Origin of the sequence: Amycolatopsis sp. lyj-108 (assembly GCF_046549005.1) — a bacterium.
Lineage (GTDB): Bacteria > Actinomycetota > Actinomycetes > Mycobacteriales > Pseudonocardiaceae > Amycolatopsis.
Genome location: NZ_JAJPWQ010000009.1, coordinates 366752 through 388140, shown reverse-complemented (window position 1 = coordinate 388140; position 21389 = coordinate 366752). Strand labels below are relative to the sequence as shown.

Sequence of the window (21389 nt, the reverse complement as noted above, 5' to 3'; positions counted from 1 at the left end):
ACCGGTCCGTGAGGGCCTCCTTCCCTACTCTGAAGGTACTGAAGGAGGCCCTCACTACCCACCGGCCTGATCCCTGGTGACGCTGGGGCGACCACCTTTCGTCATCTCACATCAGCAGCAGGGGCACCGTGTTCATCGCGGTGTGCGCGGCGATCGGTGCCCACAGGTTGCGGTAGCGCGACCACAGGTAGCCGGTGAACAGGCCGAAGAACCCTTGGAAGGCCACGATCGCGCCCAGCGTCAGCGGCAGTGATCCCTGCCCGTGTGTCGGCAGGTGCAGCCACGCGAACAGCAGCGACGTCAGCAGGATTCCCGGCCACCGCCCGAAAAGCGCCTCCAGTCGGGTTTGCAGCATGCCGCGGAAGAAGACCTCTTCGAGCACGTTCGCGGTGAAGAAGGTCAGCGTCGCGACCACCGCCAGGTACACCGGATCCGGGTAGTCCTCCGCGGTCGGCAGTGGCGGTGCGAACGGGCCGAGGACGTAGAGCCAGCCGAACACGAGTACCGCGGGAATCGGCGCGAGCCATTGCCACGTCTGCCGGGAGCGCCACGTGAGCCGGAACGGATCCGGTTTCCCTTGCGGGCGCAGGGTTCGCAGGAGAATCAGCGGCAGCACCAGGAACACGAGCGGCTTGGCGAGTCCCCAGACGTCGCGGACGAGCGTCTGCTGTCCCGCCATCGACACGAGGAACAACGCCAGCGGCCACACAAAGGCGATGAGCGCCAAGGCACCTGCTTGACGGCGCAAGGCGCGGCGGTCGTCCACCTTGGCGGGCGACGATGGCGCGCGGAGCGGGATCGCGCGGACCAGCAGGATTCCTGCCAGCGCGGGAATCACCGCGCCCCAAAGGGAAAGCCGCTTGTCCGAGTCCGCGGACGGCTGGATCGTGCCGTTCCCGGTCGCCAGCAACAGCGCGGGTGCCGCGAGGAAGACCACGAGTCCGCCGATGAGGGCGATTCTGGCGACTTCCGGGCGTGCACCGGTTTTTTCCATCACCGGGCAAGGATCTTCGAAGCGGGCGCGACCGCGCGTCATCACTTCGTAGGATTTCAGCCGACCGCGATGACCTTTTCCAGGCTGCGCAGGCACAAGCTGAGCGCTTCGTGCTTCGGTGTCTTCCCATCCTGCACCGCTTCCCACCCCGTGTAGAGCAGGGCCCACAGCAGTTGCAGCAGCCATTCCTTCGACATCGCCGGGTCGATCGTGCCCTCGGCGTGCCCGCGTTCGATCAGCCTCAGCAGCGACCGGTCGTCCTCGCTCTCGTCCTGCCATTCGGGGCGGGTCACCAGATCCGGCATGGTGAAGAGCAACTGGAAGACGTCGCCGAACTCGAAGTACTCCTGGCACAACCTCGCCAGCGCGGCCGGGGCCGGGCCTTCGTCGAGCCGTGCCCGCCGCGTGCCTTGGGAGACCTTGTCGAGGGCGTCGTGGCTGATGGCGTCGATGAGGTCGGAGCGTTCCGCGAAATACCGGTGCACCGTGGTGCGCCCGACGTTCGCGGCCGCCGCGATGTCGGCCAGCGTGGCGCTCGGTTGCTTCGTCAGTTTCTCGATGGCCGCGTCCAGGATCGCGCGCCGGGTCCTCGCCCGGACACCCGTCTCGGTGACCACACCCTCACTCATGGCCGGTACCGTACCTCGCTCGCCAATATGGAACTCGCTTGACGATTTTAGAACACGCGTGTTCCATTGGGAACCATGGATACTCCACGATTGAAAGTGCTGTGGTCGTTCGCGCGGCCGCACAAGGGGGCACTCGCGATCGGCCTGGTACTCGCCCTGCTCGGCTCCGCGACCGGTCTCGCGACGCCCATGGTCACGAAATGGGTGCTCGACTCGCTGGGCTCGTCGGCGTCGCTGGCCGGGCCTGTGCTGGCGCTGCTCGGCCTGATGCTGGTCGGCTCGGTGATCTGGCTGACGCAGTGGATCCTGCTCGGCACGGTCGGCGAGCGGGTGGTGCTGCAGGCCAGGGAATCGATGGTGCGGCGGTTCTTCCGCGCGACGATCCCGGCGATCACGAAACGGCCGACGGGGGAACTGGTCACCCGCGTCACCTCGGACACCGTGCTGCTGCGCGAGGCGGCGTCGTCCAGCGTGATCGGGCTGATCAACGGCGTCGTGATGCTCATCGGCACCCTGGTGCTGATGAGCGTGCTCGACCCGGTGCTGCTCGCGACGACGGTGGCCGCCGTGCTCGTGGTGATCGCGCTGTTCGCGTGGCTCATGCCCGCCATCGCGAAGGAACAGGAGAAGGCGCAGGACCGGGTGGGCCGTCTCGGCGGCGTTCTCGAGGGCGCGCTGCGGGCGATCCGCACCGTGAAGGCCAGCCGTGCCGAAGACCGGCAGTCCGAGCGGGTCCTGGTCGACGCCGAAGCCGCCACCGTGCACGGCATCCGCGCGGTGCGGCGGGAGGCCGTCGCCTGGGTGGTGGCGTGGACCGGCATCCAGGGCGCGATCCTGGTGATCCTCGGCTTCGGCGCCTGGCGCGTCGGCGCGGGTCTGCTCGAAGTGTCGAGCCTCATCGCGTTCCTGCTGTACGCCTTCGCGTTGATGGAGCCGATCACCGAACTGAGCCAGAACATGACCACGTTGCAGGCGGGCATCGCGGCGGCGGGGCGCATCCGGGAGATGGACGCGCTGGAGATCGAAGAGGACACGCCGGCCAAGGCGCCGGAGACCGCGGACGGGCAGGACGGCCCGGTACTGGAACTGCGCGGGGTGACCGTGAGCTACGGCGGCGATCCGGCACTGCGGGACGTGTCGCTGAAGATCCCGAGGCGCGGGCACACCGCGATCGTCGGGCCGTCCGGTGCAGGCAAGACCACGATGCTGTCGCTGATCATGCGGTTCGTGCGGCCGCAGTCGGGTTCAGTGCTGCTGGACGGGCGTGAGTACGCGGACCTGCCGTACGCGGACGTGCGGGCACGGCTGGCCTACGTCGAGCAGGAGACGCCGATCGTGCCGGGGACGATCAGGGAGAACGTGCTCTTCACCCATCCGGACGCGACCGAGGAGGAGGTGCGGCGGGCGCTCGGCGAAGTCCGGCTGAGCGACAAGATCGCCGCACTCGACGACGGCCTCGACACCCCGCTTTCGTCGACGTCGGTGTCCGGTGGGGAACGTCAGCGGATCGCGCTGGCCAGGGCGATCCTGCGCACGCCGGACGTGGTGCTGCTGGACGAGGCGACCGCGCAGGTCGACGGCCGGACCGAGAGTGCGATCCACGACTGCATCCGACGGCTGGCGCGCGAAGGGGCTGTGGTCACCGTGGCGCACCGGCTGTCCACGGTGATCGACGCGGACACCATCGTGGTGATGGAGGATGGCCGCGTGCGGGCGAGTGGCAGCCACGAACAGTTGCTCGCCACCGACACGCTGTATCGCGAGCTGGTGGAGGCGCTGCGGATCGCGGGGGAGGGCGCGCCGGTCCCCGGCTGATCCGCTCAGGCGGAGACGGCGCGGACTCCCGGCGGCATCTCGCGGTTGATCTCGTCGAGCCGGGTGGCGACGGTCCGGCAGGGTTCGCAGTCCGCCAGATGGGCGGCGATCAGATCCGCCCGGCGGCCCGGCACGCCGCCGCGGAGCCACGCGCCCATCCGGCGCCGCGCTTCCCGGCAGCACGGCGTGCCCGCATCGGGGACCTGCGCCTGGAGGAAGGCTTGGCGTAGTCCTTCGCGGGCTCGCAACGCCAGGACGGAGGCACCGTTGGGCGACACGCCCAGCAGCGGGGCCACGACCTTCGGCGAGTCTCCTTCGGCCTCGGTCCGCCACAGCACGGTCCGCCAGCGGCCGGGGAGCGCGCAATAGGCGCGCCACACCAGCCGGGCGTTCGAGCGGCGGATGAGCAGTTCCTCCGCGCCCACGGCCCCGGCGGCCTGTTCGACCGCCGGGGTCGTGCCGTACAACTCGACCCGTTTGTGGTGATGGCTCCACTTGGCCGCGAGATTCCGGATGGTGACCGCGAGATAGGGGCGGAGGTTCTCCCGCGGGCCGCCGCCCGCGCGAATGACGCTCAGGACACGCACGAAGGCCTCGGCGACGAGGTCGTCCCGTTCGGCGGGCTCGGCGACCCAGCCCGCCGCGATCCGGCGGAGCGGCTCGGCGTGCCGCCGGAACAACGCCTCACCGGCGGCGATGTCGCCGGCACGGAAGGCGTCGAGCAGCGTGGCGTCCACTGCGTCCTGCCCGGCGTCGTCCCTCATCACGGCCACCGTAGCCCCGGACCCGGGCTGATCGCGACGACCACGATGTCATCGATCCAGGCCCGTAGTGCCCGGGATGTGGGAGCCGGAATGAAAGGCGGCCCGCCGATGTCGGATCCGTCATGGCCATCCCTTTCGACGACCCGGCCTGGGAGTCGCTGACCGGGCCGCACGCCCACTTCGCCGAAGGCTTCGGCCAGGTCCTGCGCTACCAGGTCGACGTCGCCCCGTTCTTCGCCCTGCCACCCGAACCGGACGAGGGCGTGTGGGCCGACGTCGCCGCGTTGGCGGGTCCGGGGGAGACGGTCACCGTCCACAACGCACTGCCCGTCCCGGACGGCTGGGAAATCCTCGGCAGGATCGCCGGGGTTCGGCTGGTCGACGTCGCGCTCGAAGCCGCCGAAGACCCCGAAGCCGTCCTGCTGGGGCCGGACGACGTCCCGGAGATGCTGGACCTCGTCGAGCGGACCAAACCCGGGCCGTTCCGGAAACGGACCATCGAATTGGGGACATACCTGGGAATCCGGCGTGGCGGCGAACTGATCGCGATGGCGGGGGAGCGGCTGCACCCACCCGGCTGGACCGAGATCAGCGCCGTCTGCACCGACCCGGCGTATCGCGGCCAAGGACTGGCGACCCGGCTCGTCCGCGCGGTCGCGGCCGGGATCCGGGGCCGCGGCGAGCGCCCGATGATGCACGCGGCGGCGACGAACACCCCGGCCATCCGCCTGTACCGGTCGATCGGCTTCGAAGTCGTACCGCGGCCGGACTTCGTTTCCGTCCGGGTGCCCGGCTCCTTGTGAAGACACGCTAACGAGGGATTTCAGAAACTCGCGATGGACTGAACAGCACAGGCGGACCAGACTTCGCGCCATGAAGGCATTGGTCAAAGCCGACCGAGCACCCGGGCTGGAACTCACCGACGTGCCGGACCCCGCCGTCGGCCCCGGCGACGTCGCCGTCCGCGTGCTGCGCGCCGGGATCTGCGGTACCGATCTGCACATCGACTCCTGGGACGACTGGGCGGCGCGCACCATCGCCGCGCCGCTGGTCATCGGGCACGAGTTCGTCGGTGAGGTGGTCGAGATCGGCCGGTCGGTGACGACGGTCAAGGTGGGTGACCTGGTCAGCGGCGAGGGCCACCTGGTCTGCGGAAGCTGCCGCAACTGCAAGGCAGGCCGACGCCACCTGTGCGCCAGGACCAAGGGCCTCGGCGTGCACACCGACGGCGCCTTCGCGCAGTACGCCGTCCTGCCCGAGCAGAACGCCTGGGTGCACCGCACCAAGGTCGACCTCGACATCGCCGCGATCTTCGACCCGCTCGGCAACGCCGTGCACACCGCGCTGTCCTTCCCGGTCATCGGCGAGGACGTGCTGGTCACCGGCGCCGGCCCGATCGGCATCATGGCCGCCGCCATCGCGCGCCACGCGGGCGCGCGCAACGTCGTCGTCACCGACGTCAGCGAGCACCGCCTGGAACTGGCCCGCAAGGTCGGCGTCGACCTCGCGCTGGACGTCTCCACCTCCACCATCGCCGACGCGCAGGAGCGGCTCGGCATGGCCGAGGGCTTCGACGTCGGCATGGAGATGAGCGGGCGGCCCGAGGCGCTGCGCGACATGATCGCGAACATGTCCCACGGCGGCCGCGTCGCGCTGCTCGGCCTGCCCGCCTCCGACGTGTCGGTCGACATCGCCGCCGTCGTGCTGAAGATGATCCAGATCAAGGGGATCTACGGGCGCGAGATGTTCGAGACGTGGTACTCGATGTCCGTGCTGCTGCAGGCGGGGCTGGACATCTCGCCGGTGGTCACCCACCGGTTCGGCTACACCGAGTACGAGAAGGCGTTCGCGACGGCCAGGGAAGGCCGCTGCGGCAAGGTCATTCTGGATTGGACGGAGAACTGATGTACGGCGCGATGCGCGACGACCTCAAGGCCGGGCTCGCCGAGATCCGGGAAGCCGGGCTGTACAAGGGCGAGCGGGTGATCCAGGGGCCGCAACGGGCTTCGGTCAGTGTCGCCGGCGGCGACGTCCTCAACTTCTGCGCCAACAACTACCTCGGCCTCGCCGACCACCCCAAGCTGGTCAAGGCCGCGCAAGAGGCGCTGGACCGCTGGGGCTTCGGCATGGCGTCGGTGCGGTTCATCTGCGGGACGCAGCAGCCGCACAAGGAACTCGAGGCGAAGCTTTCGGAGTTCCTCGGCACCGAGGACACGATCCTCTACAGCTCCTGTTTCGACGCCAACGCCGGGCTCTTCGAGACGTTGCTGACCGATCAGGACGTCATCATCTCCGACGAGCTCAACCACGCGTCGATCATCGACGGCGTCCGGCTTTGCAAGGCGAAGCGGATGCGCTACCGCAACCGCGACGTCGCGGATCTGGAAGCCCGGCTGAAGGAGGCGTCCGGCGCGCGGTACCGGATGATCGCCACCGACGGCGTGTTCTCGATGGACGGCTACCTCGCGCCGCTCGACGAGATCTGCGAGCTGGCCGAGCGCTACGACGCCCTGGTGATGGTGGACGACTCGCACGCCGTCGGCTTCACCGGTCCGACCGGACGCGGCACGCCCGAGCTGTTCGGCGTCCAGGACAAGGTCGACGTGCTGACCGGCACCCTCGGCAAGGCACTCGGCGGCGCGAGCGGCGGCTACACCTCGGGTCGCGCGGAGATCGTCGAGATGCTGCGGCAGCGTTCGCGCCCGTACCTGTTCTCGAACTCGCTCGCGCCGTCGATCACCGCGGCCGCGCTCGCCACGCTGGAGCTGCTGGACGAGTCGAGTGAACTGCTGGGCAAGCTGCGCGCCAACACCGAGCTGTTCCGGCGCCGGATGACCGAGGCCGGTTTCGACCTGCTCCCCGGCGAGCACCCCATCATCCCGGTGATGATCGGCGACGCCGCCAAGGCCGGGAAGATGGCGGATCTGCTGCTCGACCAGGGCATCTACGTGATCGGGTTCTCGTACCCGGTGGTCCCGCACGGCAAAGCCCGGATCCGGACGCAGATGTCGGCGGCGCATTCGACCGAAGACGTCAACCGTGCCGTCGACGCGTTCGTGACAGCAAGGTCCATGATGGACGAATGATCGATCCGCGACGGCTGCGGGTACTGCGCGCCCTCGCCGACCACGGCACCGTGACGGCGGCGGGCCAGGCGCTGCACCTGACGCCGTCCGCGGTCTCCCAGCAGCTGGCCGCCCTCGAAGCCGAGTGCGGCCAGCAGCTGCTTCGCCGCCGAGGCCGCCGGGTTTCGCTGACGCCCGCCGGCGAACTGATGGTGGTGCACGCCAACGCCGTCGCCGCCGAACTGGAACGGGCGCGGGCCACGCTGGCCGCGCTCGATTCCGGTGTCCAGGGCATGGTGCGGCTGGCGAGTTTCGCCTCCGCGATCACGATGGTCGTCGCGCCGGCGATCGCCGCGTTGCGTGCCGGTTCGCCAGGGGTCTCCATCCAGGTGCAGGACGTCGAGGGGCACGCGAGCATCCCGCTGCTGCTCGACGGCGAGATCGACCTGGCGATCACCGAGGAGTACCGGCTCTCGCCACGAACGGATGAAAGCAGGCTCACCCGGTTCCCGTTGTACGTGGAGCCGTTCGACGCCGTGCTGGCCACCGCGCACCGGCTCGCCGAAGCGTCCGAAGTGGACATCGACGAACTCGCCGACGACGACTGGATCGCGCCGAAGCCCGGCAACCCCTGCCGCGACGTGCTGATGATCGCGTGCGCCAATCCGGAGATCCGGCACGTGTCCGACGATTTCCACGCGATCACCACCCTGGTCGCCGCGGGCGAGGGGGTGGCTTTGGTGCCGCGCAACGCTTTCACCGCTGTTCCCGGCGCGGTCGCCGTCCCGTTGCGCGGCGAGCCGCCACTGCGCCGCGTGTTCGCCGCGGTCCGGCGGGGAAGCGCGGACCACCCGCTGCTCAAGACCGCGCTCTCCGCGCTGCTGGACGCGGCGCCCGGTCATGCGAATGCGGACCGGACGAGCCGCACTTAAGATCCTCCTCACCTGCCGTCGAAGGAAAGACAGGGTGCGGATGCTCCAGATCGATGCCCTCACCTGGATCGTCACGATCGGGCTGGTGCTCGGGCTCCTGGCACTCGACCTCGTCCTCGCGGCGGTGCGGCCGCACAAGGTCGGCTTCGGTGAGGCGGTGGCCTGGTCGGTCGGCTACATCCTGGTCGCGGTGGCGTTCGGCGTCTGGCTGACACTCGCGCACGGCGGCGACTTCGGGCAGCAGTACTTCGCGGGTTACATCGTCGAGAAAAGCCTGTCGGTCGACAACCTGTTCGTCTTCGTGATCATCATGACGACCTTCGCGGTACCCGAGGAACACCAGCACAAGGTGCTCACGTTCGGCATCGTCGTCGCGCTGATCATGCGCGCGATCTTCATCGCGCTCGGCGCCACGCTGCTTTCGTTGTTCTCCTTCATGTTCCTGCTGTTCGGACTGCTGCTGATCTACACCGGCATCCAGCTCTTCCGGCATCGCGACGAGGATCCGGACGTCGAGAACAACGTGGTGGTGCGGACCGCGCGCCGCCTGCTGCCGCTGTCCAATGAATACGACGGCGGCAAGCTGTTCACCCGCGTCGAGGGGAAGCGGGTGGGCACGCCGCTCGTGGTGGTGCTGCTCGCGATCGGCGGGATCGACCTGCTGTTCGCGCTCGACTCGATCCCCGCGGTCTTCGGGGTCACCGACGAGCCGTATCTGGTCTTCGCGGCCAACGCCTTCGCCCTGCTGGGCCTGCGTGCGCTGTACTTCCTGGTCAAGGGCCTGCTCGATCGGCTGGTGTACCTGTCCGCCGGGCTCGCGATCATCCTCGGGTTCATCGGGATCAAGCTGATCCTGCACTGGGCCCATGTGGACATCGACGCGAGCGTCCCGGAGATCTCGACGCCCGTGAGCCTCGCGGTGATCATCGGCATCCTCGTCGTGGTGACGGTGGCGAGCCTGCTCAAGACCCGCAAGGATCCGTCCGCCAAGGCACATCCGGGCTCGCTGCGCGGCTCCCGCCCCGAAGAGGACTAGCGCCAGCCGTCCGTGAGGAGGTCGAAGATCCGCTCGACGTCCTTCCGTGGATCCCGCCTGCCCCGGGTGAGCGCCGGAATGTCCAGCACGAATCGCGCGAGCGCGTGGCAGGCGATGTCGTCGGAGTCCATGCCGGCGTCCTCGGCGATGGCGGCGCCGAGGGCCTTGGCGTGCCGGGTCCATATGCGCTCGCCGTACTCCTGCAGCGCGGGGGTGCCGCTCACCAGCGCGGTGAATCCGGCGTACTGGGGGTGCGCCGTGAGCGGCAGCCACGTGGCGAGCACGTACTCGCGCAGCGCCTCGACGACGCCTTGGTCTGCTGGCCGTTGCCGCACAGCGGCGATCAGGTTCGTTTCCCGGTCTTCGGACTCGTCGAAGACCAGCGCTTCCTTGCCGGGGAAGTGTTTGAACAACGTCGTGGTCGACACGTCGGCCGCCTCGGCGATGTCGCGGATGCTCACCTCGTCGTAGCCCCGCTCCAGGAACAACTTCAGCGCGGCGTCCGCCAGCGCCTGGCGGGTGGCCGCCTTCTTGCGTTCACGCCGTCCCGGTGTCTCCATGAGCGCACTGTACCGCATGAGTTGTCACAGTCACTAAGTTGACTCGTTGCACTTTTTAACTCGTTCTGCTTTTCTGGGGTCATGACGATCAGCATCATCGGAGCGGGCCCTGGCGGCCTGACCTGTGCCCGGATCCTTCAGAAACACGGCATTCCCGTGACGGTCTACGACCGAGACCCGCATCCCCAGGCCCGTAACCAGGGCGGCACCCTCGACCTGCATGCCGACGACGGCCAACTGGCCCTGCGAGAAGCCGGCCTGCTCGCCGAGTTCTTCGCACTCGCCCGTCCCGAGGGGCAGGAGATGCGCAAACTGGATCCTCTTGGGCGTCTCTTGGAGCACCATGTGCCTGCCGAAGGGGAGATGTTCAAACCGGAGATCGACCGCGGTCAGCTCCGCGGTCTGCTCCTCGACTCGCTGGAGCCGGGCACCGTCCACTGGGGACGGACGCTGGATCGGGCCGAGGCCCCCGGGCGCCTGCGGTTCACCGACGGAACGATCGTCGAGACGGACCTGGTCATCGGCGCCGACGGCGCCTGGTCGCGGGTCCGCCCGGCGGTTTCGGCCGCTGTGCCCGAGTACGCCGGGATCACCTTCCTGGAGGCCTGGTTCGACGACGTCGAGAACGCGCACCCCGAACTCGCCGAACTCGTCGGCCAGGGCAGCGCGATGGCCGCTGATGGCGACCGGTGCCTGTTCGCCCAGCGCAACAGCGGCGACCACATCCGGGTCTACATCATCCAACGCCTGCCGGCGGACTGGATCGGGTCGAGCTCGGAGATCCGCAGCAGGCTGCTCGATGCGTTTTCCGGCTGGTCGCCGTCGATGTTGCGGATGATCACCGACAACGACGGCCCGTACGTCGATCGCCCGTTGTACGTCCTGCCCGTCCCGCACACCTGGGAGCACACGCCATGGGTGACCCTGCTCGGCGATGCCGCCCACCTGATGCCGCCGCTCGGCGTCGGCGTCAACCTGGCCATGCTCGACGCGTGCGACCTCGCTCTCGCGTTGGCAGGCTCCGCCAGTATCGGCGAGGCTGTTCGGGCTTATGAGGCAACAATGGTGCCGCGATCGACGAAAATCGCGCGACAGCTGGAAAACGGTGCTGCCGGCTTGCTCGACCTCGATTGATCTCTCTGCGATCCGAAACTGTCGGTGGTCGGTTGTACGTTCTGTGTGTGGACACTTCTAACGCCATTGTGGCGCTATTGAAGGAAATGACCGAGTCGGATGTGGTGAAGGAGGTCAGCAGTTCGCTGGATGTGTTGGGGGATAAGGATGCTGTGGATGTCGCGGTGGCGGCGTCGGAGGGGATCGCGCGGTTGGAGGCGGTGCGGCTCCGCGCCGACGTCGCCCTGGACCTCCTGCTGGGTGGGCAGGGTGAGCGGGTGGAGGTGTTCCTCTACATGGACTTGGCGACCTATCTCGGTGTGAACGAGGATCCGGCGGAATTGGCCGGGTACGGGTATATTCCGGCGTCGCTGGCGCGGGGGATCGCGGCGGGGCCGGATACGGTGTTGCGGCGGATCATCACCGACCCGCTCTCAGGGCAGGTACTGGACCTGGGTCGGGACCGCTACCGGCCCACGGCAGGGGTGGGCGAGTTCGTACGGGTGCGGGATCGTGAATGCCGAAGACCCGGCTGCCACCGTCCCGCCCAAGCCTGCGACCTCGATCATGTGGTGCCGTGGCAATTCGGCGGCCACACCAACGCCGACGAGCTGATCGATTTGTGCCGCCGCGACCATAGACTCAAAGACGAACCCGGCTGGACCTACCGGCTCGCCCCAGACGACACTCTCACCGTGACCACCCCAACGGGACAGAGCTACGACAGTTCGCCTCCGCCCCTGCACGAACCTCGGGTGACCGACGAACCACCACCGTTCTGAGCTGTTGCCGGAAAACGGCAACGGCCTCCTCCGGTGCGGATCCTTGCACGACAGCCATCTTGAGCCCTGTGGCCGAGTGTCGTTGACGACTCCCCTTTACAGAATCTTTGGAACGGCCACTGTTGTTGTCGGAATTCGGCGATGGGCGGGGTCCGCCAGGAGCTCCCAGCGGGACGGCCGTTGCCGAAGAACTACCACGACTCCCTCTTATTGAGGGGAAGTCAAACGTGTCGGGGTGGGGGGCCAGCGTCGCTCTGCGTACGCGTTCTCCTGGCAGTGAGGGCCTCTTTGCCTACAGATGTGGTCCCCGGTGACAGTGGGACGGCTGTGACCTCGGTGGCCGGTCGTGAAGGAAGGCGTGACTCGCGTGCTTGAGGACGTGAGTCGCGTGTCTGGATGCCGCACTCGAGAGTGCGGAGTCTGAACACGCGAGTTACGTCTCTGAACACGTGAGTTCCGGGTCTGAGCACGCGAGTGCGGTGTCGCGTCACCCAGCCCGCCGTCTCACCCGAGATACGACACGTTTGCCTTACCCCTCAATAGAACCTCCGCGGTCGCGGAGGTCCCTGCGTGCTGCCCCCTTGCGCGTCTGGGCTGCGACGGTTGCCGAAATCCGGCCACAGCCCAGTCGCGCAGCAATGCAAACCGGCCCGAGCAACCACAGACCACCACCAAAAGAGCCTCACCCCACAACAGAATCCCTAGCGGGCTGCACCTCAACCTCCAAAGAGGACCGCCGCGAAGGTTCCCGCACCACCAAAGTCGCCACGAAGGTCAGCCCGATGCACCCCGTGACCCACCAGAAGTACACGCTCTCGTGTCCGGCCTGCTTCAAAGCCAGCGCGATCGGTTCAGAAAGCCCGCCGAACACTGCGGTCGCCAGGGCATGCGGCAGGCCGACGCCGAGGGCGCGGACGTTGGTGGGGAACATTTCCGCCTTGATGATCGCGGAAAGCGCGGTGTATCCGCTGAGGAAGACCATGGCGGTGAGCATGAGCAGGAAGGCGACCCACGGATTCCCGGTCCTGCCCACGAGGGTCATGATCGGCACGGTCAGGAGCATGCCGCCGATGGAGAAGCCGAACATGATCGGGCGGCGGCCCCAGCGGTCGGAAAGGGCGCCGGCGACGGGTTGCATGAAGATGAACAGGAACAGGGCGGCGAAACCGATGAGCGAAGCGGTCGGCTTGGGGATCCCGGCCGTGTTCACCATGTACTTCTGCAGGTAGCTCGTGAAGGTGTAGAACGCCACCGTCCCGCCGATGGCGAGGCCGAGAACGGCGAGAACCTGGCGGCGGTGCTCGCGCAGCAGGACCCGCAGGCCGCCGGGGGGAGGCGAACCGGCGGCCGACGAGCGCTGGAAGTGTTCCGATTCCCTCATGCTGCGGCGGAGGTACATCACCACGAGCCCGGCGATCGCGCCGAGCACGAACGGGATCCGCCAGCCCCACGCGTACATCTGCGCTTCGGTGAGCAGCGACTGCATCACGATCATCACCAGCAGGGCGGAGAGCTGCCCGACGGTGATCGAGACGTACTGGAAGCTCGAGTAGAACCCGCGTCGCCGCGGAGTGGCGATCTCGGACAGGTAGGTCGCGCTCGAACCGAATTCGCCGCCCACCGAGAGGCCTTGCGCGAGCCTGGCGACCACGAGGATCACCGGCGCGAGGATGCCGATCGACGCGTAGCCGGGGGTGACGGCGATGGCCAGCGAACCGAAGCTCATCAACGTCACGGACAGGGTCAGCGCCGCCCGGCGGCCGAACCGGTCCGCGTAGAGGCCCAGGAGCCAGCCGCCGAGCGGGCGCATCAGGAAGCCGACGGCGAACACGACGGCCGTGGACAGCAGCTGGGCCGTCAGATTTCCCTCGGGGAAGAAACTGGCCGCGAAATAGATGCTGAACGAGGCGTAGACGAACCAGTCGTACCACTCGACCAGGTTGCCGAGGCAGCCGCGGACCACGTTCGCCACGACGCCGGATTTCTTGTGCGGCAAGGGAAGCTCCTTCGCTCCGGGATGCCGACCATCATGAGCTGTGATCCCTGCGGTTGAGAAATAGAAATCCGCGATGGACACATACCCGGTCGGCATGGGCTATCCCAGGAAGTCGCCCACCAGGTCGCTCGATTCGGGGCGGCACTCGTCGAAGTACGCGTGCCGTGCTCCGGCGAAGAGATGCATTCGCGCGTCAGGAATGCGCTCCGTCAGCAACGGCGCGTTCGCCACCGGTGCGAGCAGGTCGTCGTCACCGTGCAGGACCAGCGTGGGTGCGGTGATCTCCGGAAGCGCGTCCCAGGCGTCGTGGGTGTTACTCGCGACGAGATGCCCGCGCACCGCGTGCGGCGGCATGCCGTGCGCGCCCAGCACCCGGTACGGGCCGGGATTCGCCGCTCGCCAGGCGGGTGTGTACATGAGATCCTCCAACGTCTCCCGTGCCTCCACAGAGGACCGCCGGGCCAGCGCCAGCCGCACGTCGTTCGACCGCTCGACACCGTGCGTGCCGCCCGGCGACGTGCAGCCGAGGATGAGCCGCCGCACCCGCTCGGGGTGCCGCGCGGCGACCCACTGTGCGACCCGGCCGCCCATCGAGGTGCCGTAGACGTCCGCCTCGGGGACTTCGAGCGCGTCGAGGACCGCGATCACGTCGTCCGCGAAACCCGGTGTGGTGTAAGCGGAATCGGGCGCGTCGCTGGCTCCGGTGCCGCGGTAGTCCATGGTGATCGTGCTCGGGAAGTCCCCGCGCGTGCGGTCCCACCACGTGTGGTCGTTCGCCTGCCCGGCCAGCAGCACGAGCGGCCTGCCCGTGCCGTGCCACTGGTAGGCCAGCCGGGTGCCGTCGGCGGCGACGGCGTGGCCGGTGCGGGGGAGCGTGCTCATCCTTCTCCTGTTCGGTCGTCCCAAAGCCGGGCCGAGGGCCACTCGCCCTCGTGCACGGTCCGGTGGATCTGCTGGACCAGCGCCCGCGCGACGGCGTCGACGGCGGGCGTGACGCGACCGGTCCTGGGCATGCCGAGGACGACGGTGCGCCAGACCTCCGGTTCGCAGACCGGGGCCGCGCTCAGGGTGCCGTCGGCGACGTCCGCCGCGATGCCGATGCCGGGCAGGATCGTCCAGCCGTGCCCGCCGAGCACGAGACGTTTCTGCAGCGTCATGGCGTTGGTCTGCACGGTGACCTCGGTGTCGGCGCCCGCTTCACGGGCCGCGCCGTCGATGAGGGTGCGCAGCGCGTGCCCCTCGGACGGCATCACCAGCGGATGCGCGGCCACCTCGGCGAACGGGACGGGCCGCGCGGCATCCAGCCCGGCCGACGGGGGAGCGACCGCCCACAGTCGCTCGCGCACCAGCGGCCGGACGTTGAGCGACGGCGTACTGGTCAGGTTGTAGAGCAGGCTCAGATCGACGTCGCCGTCGTCGATCCACCGCTGAAGATGGCCCGAGTACGCGGTGAGCAGCCGCAGTTCGATTCCCGGATGCTCGCGCAGCACGGCCGTCGTCAGCGGTGCGGCGAGCCGTTCGGCGGCGCTCTCCAGCAGGCCGACCGTGACGATCCCGGTGACCACACCGGGTTTCGGGGCCAGTTCGGCGCGGGCCCGGTCGAGTTCGGTGAGTGCCCGCCTGGCACGTTCGACGAGGGTCGCGCCCGCCTCGGTCGGGCGCATGCCGTGGCGGGTCCGCTCGAACAACGGCACCCCGAGTTCCTGTTCGAGGGTGCGGATCTGCCGGGTGACCGCGGGCTGGACCAGGTGCAGCAGCTCGGCCGCGCGAGTCACGCTGCCGACCTCGGCGACCGTCACCAACGCCTTGAGCTGCTTGAAGTCCACCGTCGTCCCTTCGCATCGCGGTGCGGTATGCGCCTATCATGATTCGGTATTTCACATACCGTCTCATCATCGCTCATGATAATCACATGACCGAGGAAGAGACCGCGATCGTCGCGCTCGTGGCCGAGTTCGTGGATCGCGAGGTCCGGCCCGTCGCGCGGGAGCTCGACCATGCGAACACCTATCCCGAGAAGCTCATCGACCAGATGAAAGCGATGGGCGTCTTCGGGCTGGCCGTGCCAGAGCCCTGGGGCGAGACCCAGGTCTCCGCCCAGTGCTACGCGTTGGTCACCGAGGAGCTCTCGCGCGGCTGGATGAGCCTGGCCGGCGCGATGGGCGGCCACACCGTCGTCGCGAAACTCCTTGCCACGTATGGCACACAGGAGCAAAAGGACACCTATCTGCCGAAGATGGCGACAGGCGAGATCCGGGCGACGATGGCGCTCACCGAACCCGGCGGCGGCTCGGATCTGCAGGCGCTGCGCACCACGGCGCGGCGCGACGGCGACGAGTACGTGGTCGACGGCAGCAAAACGTGGATCACCAACGCGCGCCGGTCCCAGCTGGTCGCGTTGCTGTGCAAGACCGATCCCGGCGCCGAACCCGCGCACAAGGGGATCTCCGTCCTGCTGGTGGAGAAGGGACCCGGCTTCCAGGTCTCGCGGGATCTGCCCAAACTCGGCTACAAGGGCGTCGAGAGCTGCGAGCTCTCCTTCGACGACTTCCGGGTCCCGGCCACGGCGTTGCTCGGCGGCGTGGAGGGCCGCGGCTTCGCCCAGATGATGCGGGGCCTGGAGATCGGCCGGATCCAGGTCGCCTGCCGGGCGGTCGGGGTCGGCCGGGCCGCGCTGGAGGATTCCCTGCGCTACGCCCAGGAACGGGAGAGTTTCGGCAAGCCGATCTGGCGGCATCAGTCGATCGGCGACCATCTGGCGAACATGGCGACCAAACTCGAGGCCGCCCGCCAGCTGGTGCACCACGCGGCGCGACGCTACGACTCGGGCGAACGCGCGGACATGGAGGCGGGGATGGCGAAACTGTTCGCCTCCGAGGCCGCGATGGAGATCGCGCTCGACGCGGTCCGCATCCACGGCGGCTACGGCTACTCGACGGAATTCGATGTCGAGCGGTACTTCCGTGACGCGCCACTGATGATCGTCGGCGAGGGCACCAACGAGATCCAGCGCGGCGTGATCGCGCGCCAGCTGATCGAACGGCACCGCATTCCGTCCTGAACCGAGGAAGGCAGTATGCGCCACCCACTCGAGGGAATCACCGTCGTCGCGCTGGAACAGGCCGTCGCCGCGCCGTTCGCCTCGCGCCAGCTCGCCGACCTCGGCGCGCGCGTGATCAAGATCGAACGTCGCGGCGTCGGCGACTTCGCCCGTGACTACGACAGGACCGTGCACGGCCAGTCGAGTTATTTCGTCTGGCTGAACCGGGGCAAGGAAAGCGTCGAACTCGACATCAAGGATCCGGCCGATCGGACGTTGCTCACCACGATGATCGGCCGGGCGGACGTGTTCGTGCAGAACCTCGCGCCCGGCGCGGTGGAACGGCTCGGCCTCGACGCCGTGACGCTGCGCGCGGAGCGTCCGCGGCTGATCCACTGTTCGATCTCGGGCTACGGTCCGGAAGGTCCATATCGGACGAAGAAGGCCTACGATCTGCTGGTGCAGTGCGAAACCGGGCTCGTGATGTCGACCGGCACCCCGGAGACCCCGGCCAAGGCTGGGATCTCGATCGCCGACATCGCCACCGGGATGTACGCCTACAGCGGCATCCTCACCGCGCTGTACGACCGCGAGCGCACCGGTGAGGGTGCGAGCCTGCACGTCGCGATGATCGACTCGCTCGGCGAATGGATGAGCCAGCCCGCCTATTTCTCCCGGTACGGACAGGAACCACCGCGCCGGACGGCGGCGGCGCACCCGTCGATCTCGCCGTACGGGCCGTACCGCACAGGTGCCGACCAGGTCTTCCTGAGCGTCCAAAGTGAACGGGAATGGGTCGTGCTCTGCCGGGACGTCCTGGGACGGGGGACACTCGTCGAAGACCCGCGCTTCCGGACCAACGACGACCGCGTCGCCAACGACGACGAACTCACCGCGATCCTGGAAGAAGCCTTCAGCGGCGGGACGGCGGACGAGGTCGGAGACCTGCTGGAGCGGGCCGGGATCGCCAACGCCCGGCTGCGGACGCCTGAGCAGTTCACCCGGCATCCGCAGCTGGCCGCGCGAAATCGGTGGCGTGCGGTGGAGACTCCGGCCGGACCGCTGGAGGCGTTGCTTCCGCCGGTCGAGGTCGCCGGCCGGGAACCGGTCATGGGGCCGGTGCCCGCGCTGGGGGCGCACAACGAGTCGATCCGCGCCGAATTCGGTGCCGTCGAGGAGGTTCGAACGTGAAGGAAGTCCTGCTGCCCGGCCCCGCGGAGGCGCTGGCCTCGTTGCTCGACGTCGAGATGCCGGATCTGGACCGCGACGGCCTGCCCTTGCTGTGGCACTGGTTCTACCTGCTGGACCGGCCGGCGCAGGCCGATCTGGGCCCGGACGGGCATCCCGTGCGCGGAACGATCCCCGCGCCGCCGGAACCCGGACGCCGCCGGATGTGGGCGGGCGGACGGGTGCGGACGCTCGGCCCGCTGCGGTGCGGGCTGTCCGCCACCCGGCATACGGAAGTGCTTTCCGTGCGGGAGAAACAGGGCCGCACCGGACGGCTGACCTTCGTCGTCACCGGCCACAAGATCGTCCAGGACGGCGAGGTCGTGGTCGAAGAGGAGCAGGACATCGTCTACCGCGACGCCGCTTCCCGGCCCGCCGAGGCGGCCACCGGGGAGCCGGAGGTGACGGCGGCCGAAGACGAATGGGCGATCGACGTCTCGCCGACGCTGCTGTTCCGCTTCTCCGCGTTGACCTACAACGCGCACCGCATCCACTACGACCGCGACTACGCCCGCGACGTCGAAGGCTATCCGGGGCTGCTGACCCACGGGCCGTTACAGGCACTCGCGATGGCCGAAGCCGCCAGGCGGCAGGGGGCTGGGGGGCCGCTGGCCTTCGACTACCGCCTCGTCTCGCCCCTGTTCGACCATCAGGGCATGATCGTGCGAGCGGACGGGACCGTCATCGCCGTACGAGATCGCCACGGACGGCGGACCGCGACCGGAACAGTGCGGAGCCTCGGCCGATGAACGATCTCCTCGCGGGTGCGAAGACCTTCCTGTTCGTCCCCGGGCATCGGCCGGACCGGTTCGCGAAGGCCGCGGCCAGCGGCGCCGACGTCGTGATCCTCGACCTGGAAGACGCCGTCGCGCCGGATCGGAAAGAAGCCGCGCGCGAACACGTCCGGACGTGGCTGGCGGAAGGCCATCAGGCGGTCGTCCGGCTCAACGCGGCCGGAACCGGTTGGTATCACGAGGATGTGGCGAGCGTCGGGCGCGCGCTCGCGGTGATGCTGCCCAAGGCCGAGGATCGCGCCGAGATCGATTCACTCGCCGGACGGCTACCCGGAGTTCCGATCCTGCCGCTGGTGGAGACGGCGGCCGGGATCGCGAACGCGCTCGCGGTCTGCGCCGCGGACGCGGTGGTGCGGCCCGCCTTCGGCAGCGTCGACCTCGCCGCACAGCTGGGTGTCGATCACCGTTCGCACGAGGCTTTGCGGTACGCGCGATCCGCGCTCGTCATCGCCGCTGCGGCCGCGGGAAGGGCGGCTCCGATCGACGGCGTCACGACGGCACTCGACGACGAGGCAACGCTCATCGCGGACCTCGATCACGCGAAGACCCTGGGGTTCACCGGGAAACTCTGCGTGCATCCCCGCCAGGTGGCCGCCGCGAATCGTGGGCTCGCCCCTTCGGAAAGCGAGCTCGAGTGGGCGCGGGACGTGGTCGCGCACGCCGGAGACGGCTCAGTGGCCGTGGCGGGCGGCCAGATGGTCGACAAGCCGGTCGAAGCACGGGCCAGGGCGATCCTCGATCGCGCGAGTGCTCCGTTCCGACCAGCCGGATGACGCCGATATGCCCCTGGTAGTGCCCGCCGGGTGGCGGTAGCGTTCCGGCCGGCGGACTTTTCGTTACGGGCGAACGGAAAGAAGGCGTGGTCCCATGCACGAACCGGTACTGACGGAGTTCGCGACCACCGATCCGGAGCAGGCGTGTGCCCTGATCGCCGAGGCGTACCGCGACAACCGGTTGCGGGTCCGGGGCAGTGTCGAAAACTACCGATTCGAGCACAACCGCTGTGATCTCGGGGACGTGCACCTCGATTTTCTGCACAACACGCTGACCACGGAGATCGCCGTCCAGCCACTCGACAGGATGGTGCTGCTGCGGGTGCTGGGCGGGCAAATCGAGATCGACGACGGCATCAACGACCGCAGGCTCGGCCCCGGGGACGTGTTCGCCGGCCCGCATCCCGATCACGGCTATCGGACGCGCATGCACGGTACGCGGCTGCAGGTCACCGGCATCGACCTGGCGTTGTTCAACGGGGCCGACCCGGCGCAGGACGGCGCCGCGATCGAGCGGTTGTGGTACGAGCCGGTGAGTCCGGAAAAGGCACGACGATGGTGTCAGACGGTCGAATACGTGGCCGGGCTGTTCTCCGAACCGGGTGTCGAGAGCGGGCCGCTGGTGCTCGGCGCGGTGGGGAGGCTGATGGCGGCCATGGCCTTGGACACCTTCACAAGGGGCGCGGGTGAAGACCGCCCGTGCGACCGGCGGGACACCGCCCCGGACACCGTGCGCCGCGGTATCGCGTTCTTGGAGACGAATCCGGATCTCGACCTCGACGTCGCCGATATCGCCCGTGCCTGCCGGGTTTCGGTGCGTGCCCTGCAGCTGGCGTTCCGGCGGCATCTGGACATCACCCCCATGGCGTACCTGCGCCGGGTCCGGCTGGACCAGGTGCGAGCGGAACTCCGCGCCGCAGGACCCGGCGACGGCACGACGGTCACCGGGGTGGCGGCGAAATGGGGATTCCTGGACGGCAGCCGGTTCAGCGCGCAGTACCGCGCCGCCTTCGGTGAATCGCCGAGCAACACTCTGCGGAGACCCTGAGGTTCGTTTTCGTCGGTGCGAGTGTGCGTTTTCGCCGCTAGCCCCGCGTGTCCGGATCCTGTTCCATGAATCCTGACAACCGGTAGGCCCGGCCCCCGCTTACCGGTGCGTCATGACCGGGCCGGCCGGCCGGTCGTCTCAGCGGGGCGCCGCCGCGATCCCGTCGTACATGACCCTGCGGACCGCGCGGCTCATCGCGGCCTGCCTTTCCGGTGACGGGTCGCGCAGCTCGGACAGGATCGACGCGAGGATCATCCCGTTGATCGCGCGGGCGGTGGAGTCGACGTCCAGGTCCTCGTGCAGATAGCCGAGGCGGACGCCGTGATGCAGGTAGCCGGCGGTCAGCTCGGCGGCGGTCTCGTAGAAGTCCAGCACCCGTTCGCGCATCTCGGCGTCGATGCCCGCCGCTTCGAGCAGGAGGAAACGGGCCATCCGCGGGTCGCCGCCGAAGATCCGGGCGAGTGCGTCCCCGATCCGCGCGCTCTGCTTGCGGTACTCGGCGAGGCTGTTGACGGCGTCCGGCGCGTTGTCCGCGGCCAGCGCGCCGACCACCTTCTCGACCAGGTCCGTGATGACGTGGTCGACGATATCCCGCTTGTTCTGGAAGTACCGGTAGAAGGTGCCGTGCCCGATGCCCAGCCGGGCGGCGATGTCGGCGATCCCGGTCGCGTGGTACCCGCGTTCGGCGAAGCAGTCGAACGCGGTCTCCACGATCTCGCGCCGTAGTTCCTGCTTCTTCCGTGCGGCCCTGCTGACCGGGGTCTCCGTCGTCATTCCGTCAGCTTATTGCCTGACGCGTTCAATTGACATACCGTTCCAGA

Annotated in this window: 20 protein-coding genes and 1 pseudogene; 13 read left to right on the top strand and 8 right to left on the bottom strand. The window is 68.6% G+C overall.

Annotation, left to right across the window (positions count from 1 at the left end; all coding sequences use genetic code 11):
* Positions 1–106: 106 nt before the first annotated feature.
* Positions 107–994, bottom strand: coding sequence for a CPBP family intramembrane glutamic endopeptidase (locus ACLJO0_RS30595; protein WP_410582247.1), 888 nt, complete (start codon positions 992–994; stop codon positions 107–109).
* Positions 995–1050: 56 nt separating this feature from the next.
* Positions 1051–1623, bottom strand: a complete 573-nt coding sequence (locus ACLJO0_RS30590) for a TetR/AcrR family transcriptional regulator (protein WP_396565142.1) — start codon at positions 1621–1623, stop codon at positions 1051–1053.
* A gap of 75 nt (positions 1624–1698) precedes the next feature.
* Between ACLJO0_RS30590 and ACLJO0_RS30585 the strand changes: the two genes are divergently transcribed.
* Positions 1699–3438 carry an ABC transporter ATP-binding protein gene (locus ACLJO0_RS30585; RefSeq protein ID WP_410582203.1) on the top strand — a complete coding sequence of 580 codons (1740 nt, stop codon included), beginning with the start codon at positions 1699–1701 and terminating at the stop codon, positions 3436–3438.
* Between the two features lie 5 nt (positions 3439–3443).
* Here the strand turns inward: ACLJO0_RS30585 and ACLJO0_RS30580 are convergent, their stop codons facing one another.
* Positions 3444–4202 carry a sigma-70 family RNA polymerase sigma factor gene (locus ACLJO0_RS30580; protein ID WP_410582201.1) on the bottom strand — a complete coding sequence of 253 codons (759 nt, stop codon included), beginning with the start codon at positions 4200–4202 and terminating at the stop codon, positions 3444–3446.
* Positions 4203–4324: 122 nt separating this feature from the next.
* Here ACLJO0_RS30580 and ACLJO0_RS30575 point away from each other — a divergent pair, with 122 nt between their 5' ends.
* The 5 genes from ACLJO0_RS30575 to ACLJO0_RS30555 all read left to right on the top strand — a co-directional run bounded on the left by ACLJO0_RS30575 (position 4325) and on the right by ACLJO0_RS30555 (position 9235).
* Complete coding sequence (locus ACLJO0_RS30575; protein WP_410582199.1) at positions 4325–5005, top strand: GNAT family N-acetyltransferase; 681 nt, start codon at positions 4325–4327, stop codon at positions 5003–5005.
* 70 nt (positions 5006–5075) lie between these two features.
* Entirely contained in the window at positions 5076–6107 is a 1032-nt protein-coding gene (gene tdh / locus ACLJO0_RS30570) for an L-threonine 3-dehydrogenase (protein WP_410582198.1), read from the top strand.
* Entirely contained in the window at positions 6107–7288 is a 1182-nt protein-coding gene (locus ACLJO0_RS30565; protein ID WP_410582245.1) for a glycine C-acetyltransferase, read from the top strand. The genes tdh and ACLJO0_RS30565 overlap by 1 nt, the downstream gene beginning before the upstream one ends.
* Positions 7285–8199, top strand: coding sequence for a LysR family transcriptional regulator (locus tag ACLJO0_RS30560; protein ID WP_410582196.1), 915 nt, complete (start codon positions 7285–7287; stop codon positions 8197–8199). The genes ACLJO0_RS30565 and ACLJO0_RS30560 overlap by 4 nt, the downstream gene beginning before the upstream one ends.
* Before the next feature lie 40 nt (positions 8200–8239).
* Positions 8240–9235: a TerC/Alx family metal homeostasis membrane protein gene (locus ACLJO0_RS30555; protein ID WP_410582194.1), complete on the top strand. Its 996-nt coding sequence runs from the start codon at positions 8240–8242 to the stop codon at positions 9233–9235.
* Here the strand turns inward: ACLJO0_RS30555 and ACLJO0_RS30550 are convergent.
* Positions 9232–9795 (bottom strand): TetR/AcrR family transcriptional regulator, encoded by a 564-nt coding sequence (locus ACLJO0_RS30550; protein WP_410582193.1) that lies wholly within the window; start codon positions 9793–9795, stop codon positions 9232–9234. The genes ACLJO0_RS30555 and ACLJO0_RS30550 overlap by 4 nt on opposite strands.
* 81 nt (positions 9796–9876) lie before the next feature.
* Between ACLJO0_RS30550 and ACLJO0_RS30545 the strand changes: the two genes are divergently transcribed.
* Positions 9877–10929: an FAD-dependent oxidoreductase gene (locus ACLJO0_RS30545; protein ID WP_410582191.1), complete on the top strand. Its 1053-nt coding sequence runs from the start codon at positions 9877–9879 to the stop codon at positions 10927–10929.
* A gap of 203 nt (positions 10930–11132) precedes the next feature.
* Positions 11133–11690, top strand: a pseudogene (locus ACLJO0_RS30540) (HNH endonuclease signature motif containing protein); the annotation flags it as partial.
* 682 nt (positions 11691–12372) lie between these two features.
* Here ACLJO0_RS30540 and ACLJO0_RS30535 read toward each other — a convergent pair.
* The 3 genes from ACLJO0_RS30535 to ACLJO0_RS30525 form a co-directional block, all read right to left on the bottom strand.
* The gene (locus tag ACLJO0_RS30535; RefSeq protein WP_410582190.1) at positions 12373–13686 is read right to left on the bottom strand and encodes an MFS transporter; all 1314 of its coding nucleotides are present in this window, start codon (positions 13684–13686) and stop codon (positions 12373–12375) included.
* A 99-nt stretch (positions 13687–13785) separates the two neighbouring features.
* The gene (locus ACLJO0_RS30530) at positions 13786–14568 is read right to left on the bottom strand and encodes an alpha/beta fold hydrolase (protein WP_410582188.1); all 783 of its coding nucleotides are present in this window, start codon (positions 14566–14568) and stop codon (positions 13786–13788) included.
* Positions 14565–15512, bottom strand: coding sequence for a LysR substrate-binding domain-containing protein (locus tag ACLJO0_RS30525; protein ID WP_410582187.1), 948 nt, complete (start codon positions 15510–15512; stop codon positions 14565–14567). Before ACLJO0_RS30525 ends, ACLJO0_RS30530 begins: the two co-directional genes overlap by 4 nt.
* Positions 15513–15598: 86 nt before the next feature.
* Here ACLJO0_RS30525 and ACLJO0_RS30520 point away from each other — a divergent pair, with 86 nt between their 5' ends.
* The 5 genes from ACLJO0_RS30520 (at position 15599) to ACLJO0_RS30500 (ending at position 20568) form a co-directional block, all read left to right on the top strand.
* Entirely contained in the window at positions 15599–16747 is a 1149-nt protein-coding gene (locus tag ACLJO0_RS30520; RefSeq protein WP_410582186.1) for an acyl-CoA dehydrogenase family protein, read from the top strand.
* A gap of 15 nt (positions 16748–16762) precedes the next feature.
* Complete coding sequence (locus ACLJO0_RS30515) at positions 16763–17917, top strand: CaiB/BaiF CoA transferase family protein (RefSeq protein WP_410582185.1); 1155 nt, start codon at positions 16763–16765, stop codon at positions 17915–17917.
* Positions 17914–18702: a MaoC family dehydratase N-terminal domain-containing protein gene (locus ACLJO0_RS30510; protein ID WP_410582183.1), complete on the top strand. Its 789-nt coding sequence runs from the start codon at positions 17914–17916 to the stop codon at positions 18700–18702. The genes ACLJO0_RS30515 and ACLJO0_RS30510 overlap by 4 nt, the downstream gene beginning before the upstream one ends.
* Positions 18699–19520, top strand: a complete 822-nt coding sequence (locus ACLJO0_RS30505; protein WP_410582182.1) for an HpcH/HpaI aldolase/citrate lyase family protein — start codon at positions 18699–18701, stop codon at positions 19518–19520. The genes ACLJO0_RS30510 and ACLJO0_RS30505 overlap by 4 nt, the downstream gene beginning before the upstream one ends.
* A gap of 94 nt (positions 19521–19614) precedes the next feature.
* Complete coding sequence (locus ACLJO0_RS30500) at positions 19615–20568, top strand: helix-turn-helix transcriptional regulator (protein WP_410582180.1); 954 nt, start codon at positions 19615–19617, stop codon at positions 20566–20568.
* Positions 20569–20706: 138 nt separating this feature from the next.
* Here the strand turns inward: ACLJO0_RS30500 and ACLJO0_RS30495 are convergent, their stop codons facing one another.
* A complete protein-coding gene (locus ACLJO0_RS30495) occupies positions 20707–21342 on the bottom strand; it encodes a TetR/AcrR family transcriptional regulator (RefSeq protein WP_410582178.1) in 636 nt (211 codons plus the stop codon).
* Positions 21343–21389 lie beyond the last annotated feature (47 nt).

Bases quoted from the DNA above. Each gene is read 5' to 3' on its own strand.
- ACLJO0_RS30530 (WP_410582188.1), bottom strand. From the start codon at position 14,568: ATGAGCACGCTCCCCCGCACCGGCCACGCCGTCGCCGCCGACGGCACC.
- ACLJO0_RS30545 (WP_410582191.1), top strand. From the start codon at position 9,877: ATGACGATCAGCATCATCGGAGCGGGCCCTGGCGGCCTGACCTGTGCC.
- ACLJO0_RS30550 (WP_410582193.1), bottom strand. From the start codon at position 9,795: ATGGAGACACCGGGACGGCGTGAACGCAAGAAGGCGGCCACCCGCCAG.
- ACLJO0_RS30565 (WP_410582245.1), top strand. From the start codon at position 6,107: ATGTACGGCGCGATGCGCGACGACCTCAAGGCCGGGCTCGCCGAGATC.
- ACLJO0_RS30505 (WP_410582182.1), top strand. From the start codon at position 18,699: ATGAACGATCTCCTCGCGGGTGCGAAGACCTTCCTGTTCGTCCCCGGG.
- ACLJO0_RS30595 (WP_410582247.1), bottom strand. From the start codon at position 994: ATGGAAAAAACCGGTGCACGCCCGGAAGTCGCCAGAATCGCCCTCATC.
- ACLJO0_RS30590 (WP_396565142.1), bottom strand. From the start codon at position 1,623: ATGAGTGAGGGTGTGGTCACCGAGACGGGTGTCCGGGCGAGGACCCGG.
- ACLJO0_RS30580 (WP_410582201.1), bottom strand. From the start codon at position 4,202: ATGAGGGACGACGCCGGGCAGGACGCAGTGGACGCCACGCTGCTCGAC.
- ACLJO0_RS30500 (WP_410582180.1), top strand. From the start codon at position 19,615: ATGCACGAACCGGTACTGACGGAGTTCGCGACCACCGATCCGGAGCAG.
- ACLJO0_RS30560 (WP_410582196.1), top strand. From the start codon at position 7,285: ATGATCGATCCGCGACGGCTGCGGGTACTGCGCGCCCTCGCCGACCAC.
- ACLJO0_RS30585 (WP_410582203.1), top strand. From the start codon at position 1,699: ATGGATACTCCACGATTGAAAGTGCTGTGGTCGTTCGCGCGGCCGCAC.
- ACLJO0_RS30495 (WP_410582178.1), bottom strand. From the start codon at position 21,342: ATGACGACGGAGACCCCGGTCAGCAGGGCCGCACGGAAGAAGCAGGAA.
- ACLJO0_RS30555 (WP_410582194.1), top strand. From the start codon at position 8,240: ATGCTCCAGATCGATGCCCTCACCTGGATCGTCACGATCGGGCTGGTG.
- tdh (WP_410582198.1), top strand. From the start codon at position 5,076: ATGAAGGCATTGGTCAAAGCCGACCGAGCACCCGGGCTGGAACTCACC.
- ACLJO0_RS30515 (WP_410582185.1), top strand. From the start codon at position 16,763: ATGCGCCACCCACTCGAGGGAATCACCGTCGTCGCGCTGGAACAGGCC.
- ACLJO0_RS30575 (WP_410582199.1), top strand. From the start codon at position 4,325: ATGGCCATCCCTTTCGACGACCCGGCCTGGGAGTCGCTGACCGGGCCG.
- ACLJO0_RS30520 (WP_410582186.1), top strand. From the start codon at position 15,599: ATGACCGAGGAAGAGACCGCGATCGTCGCGCTCGTGGCCGAGTTCGTG.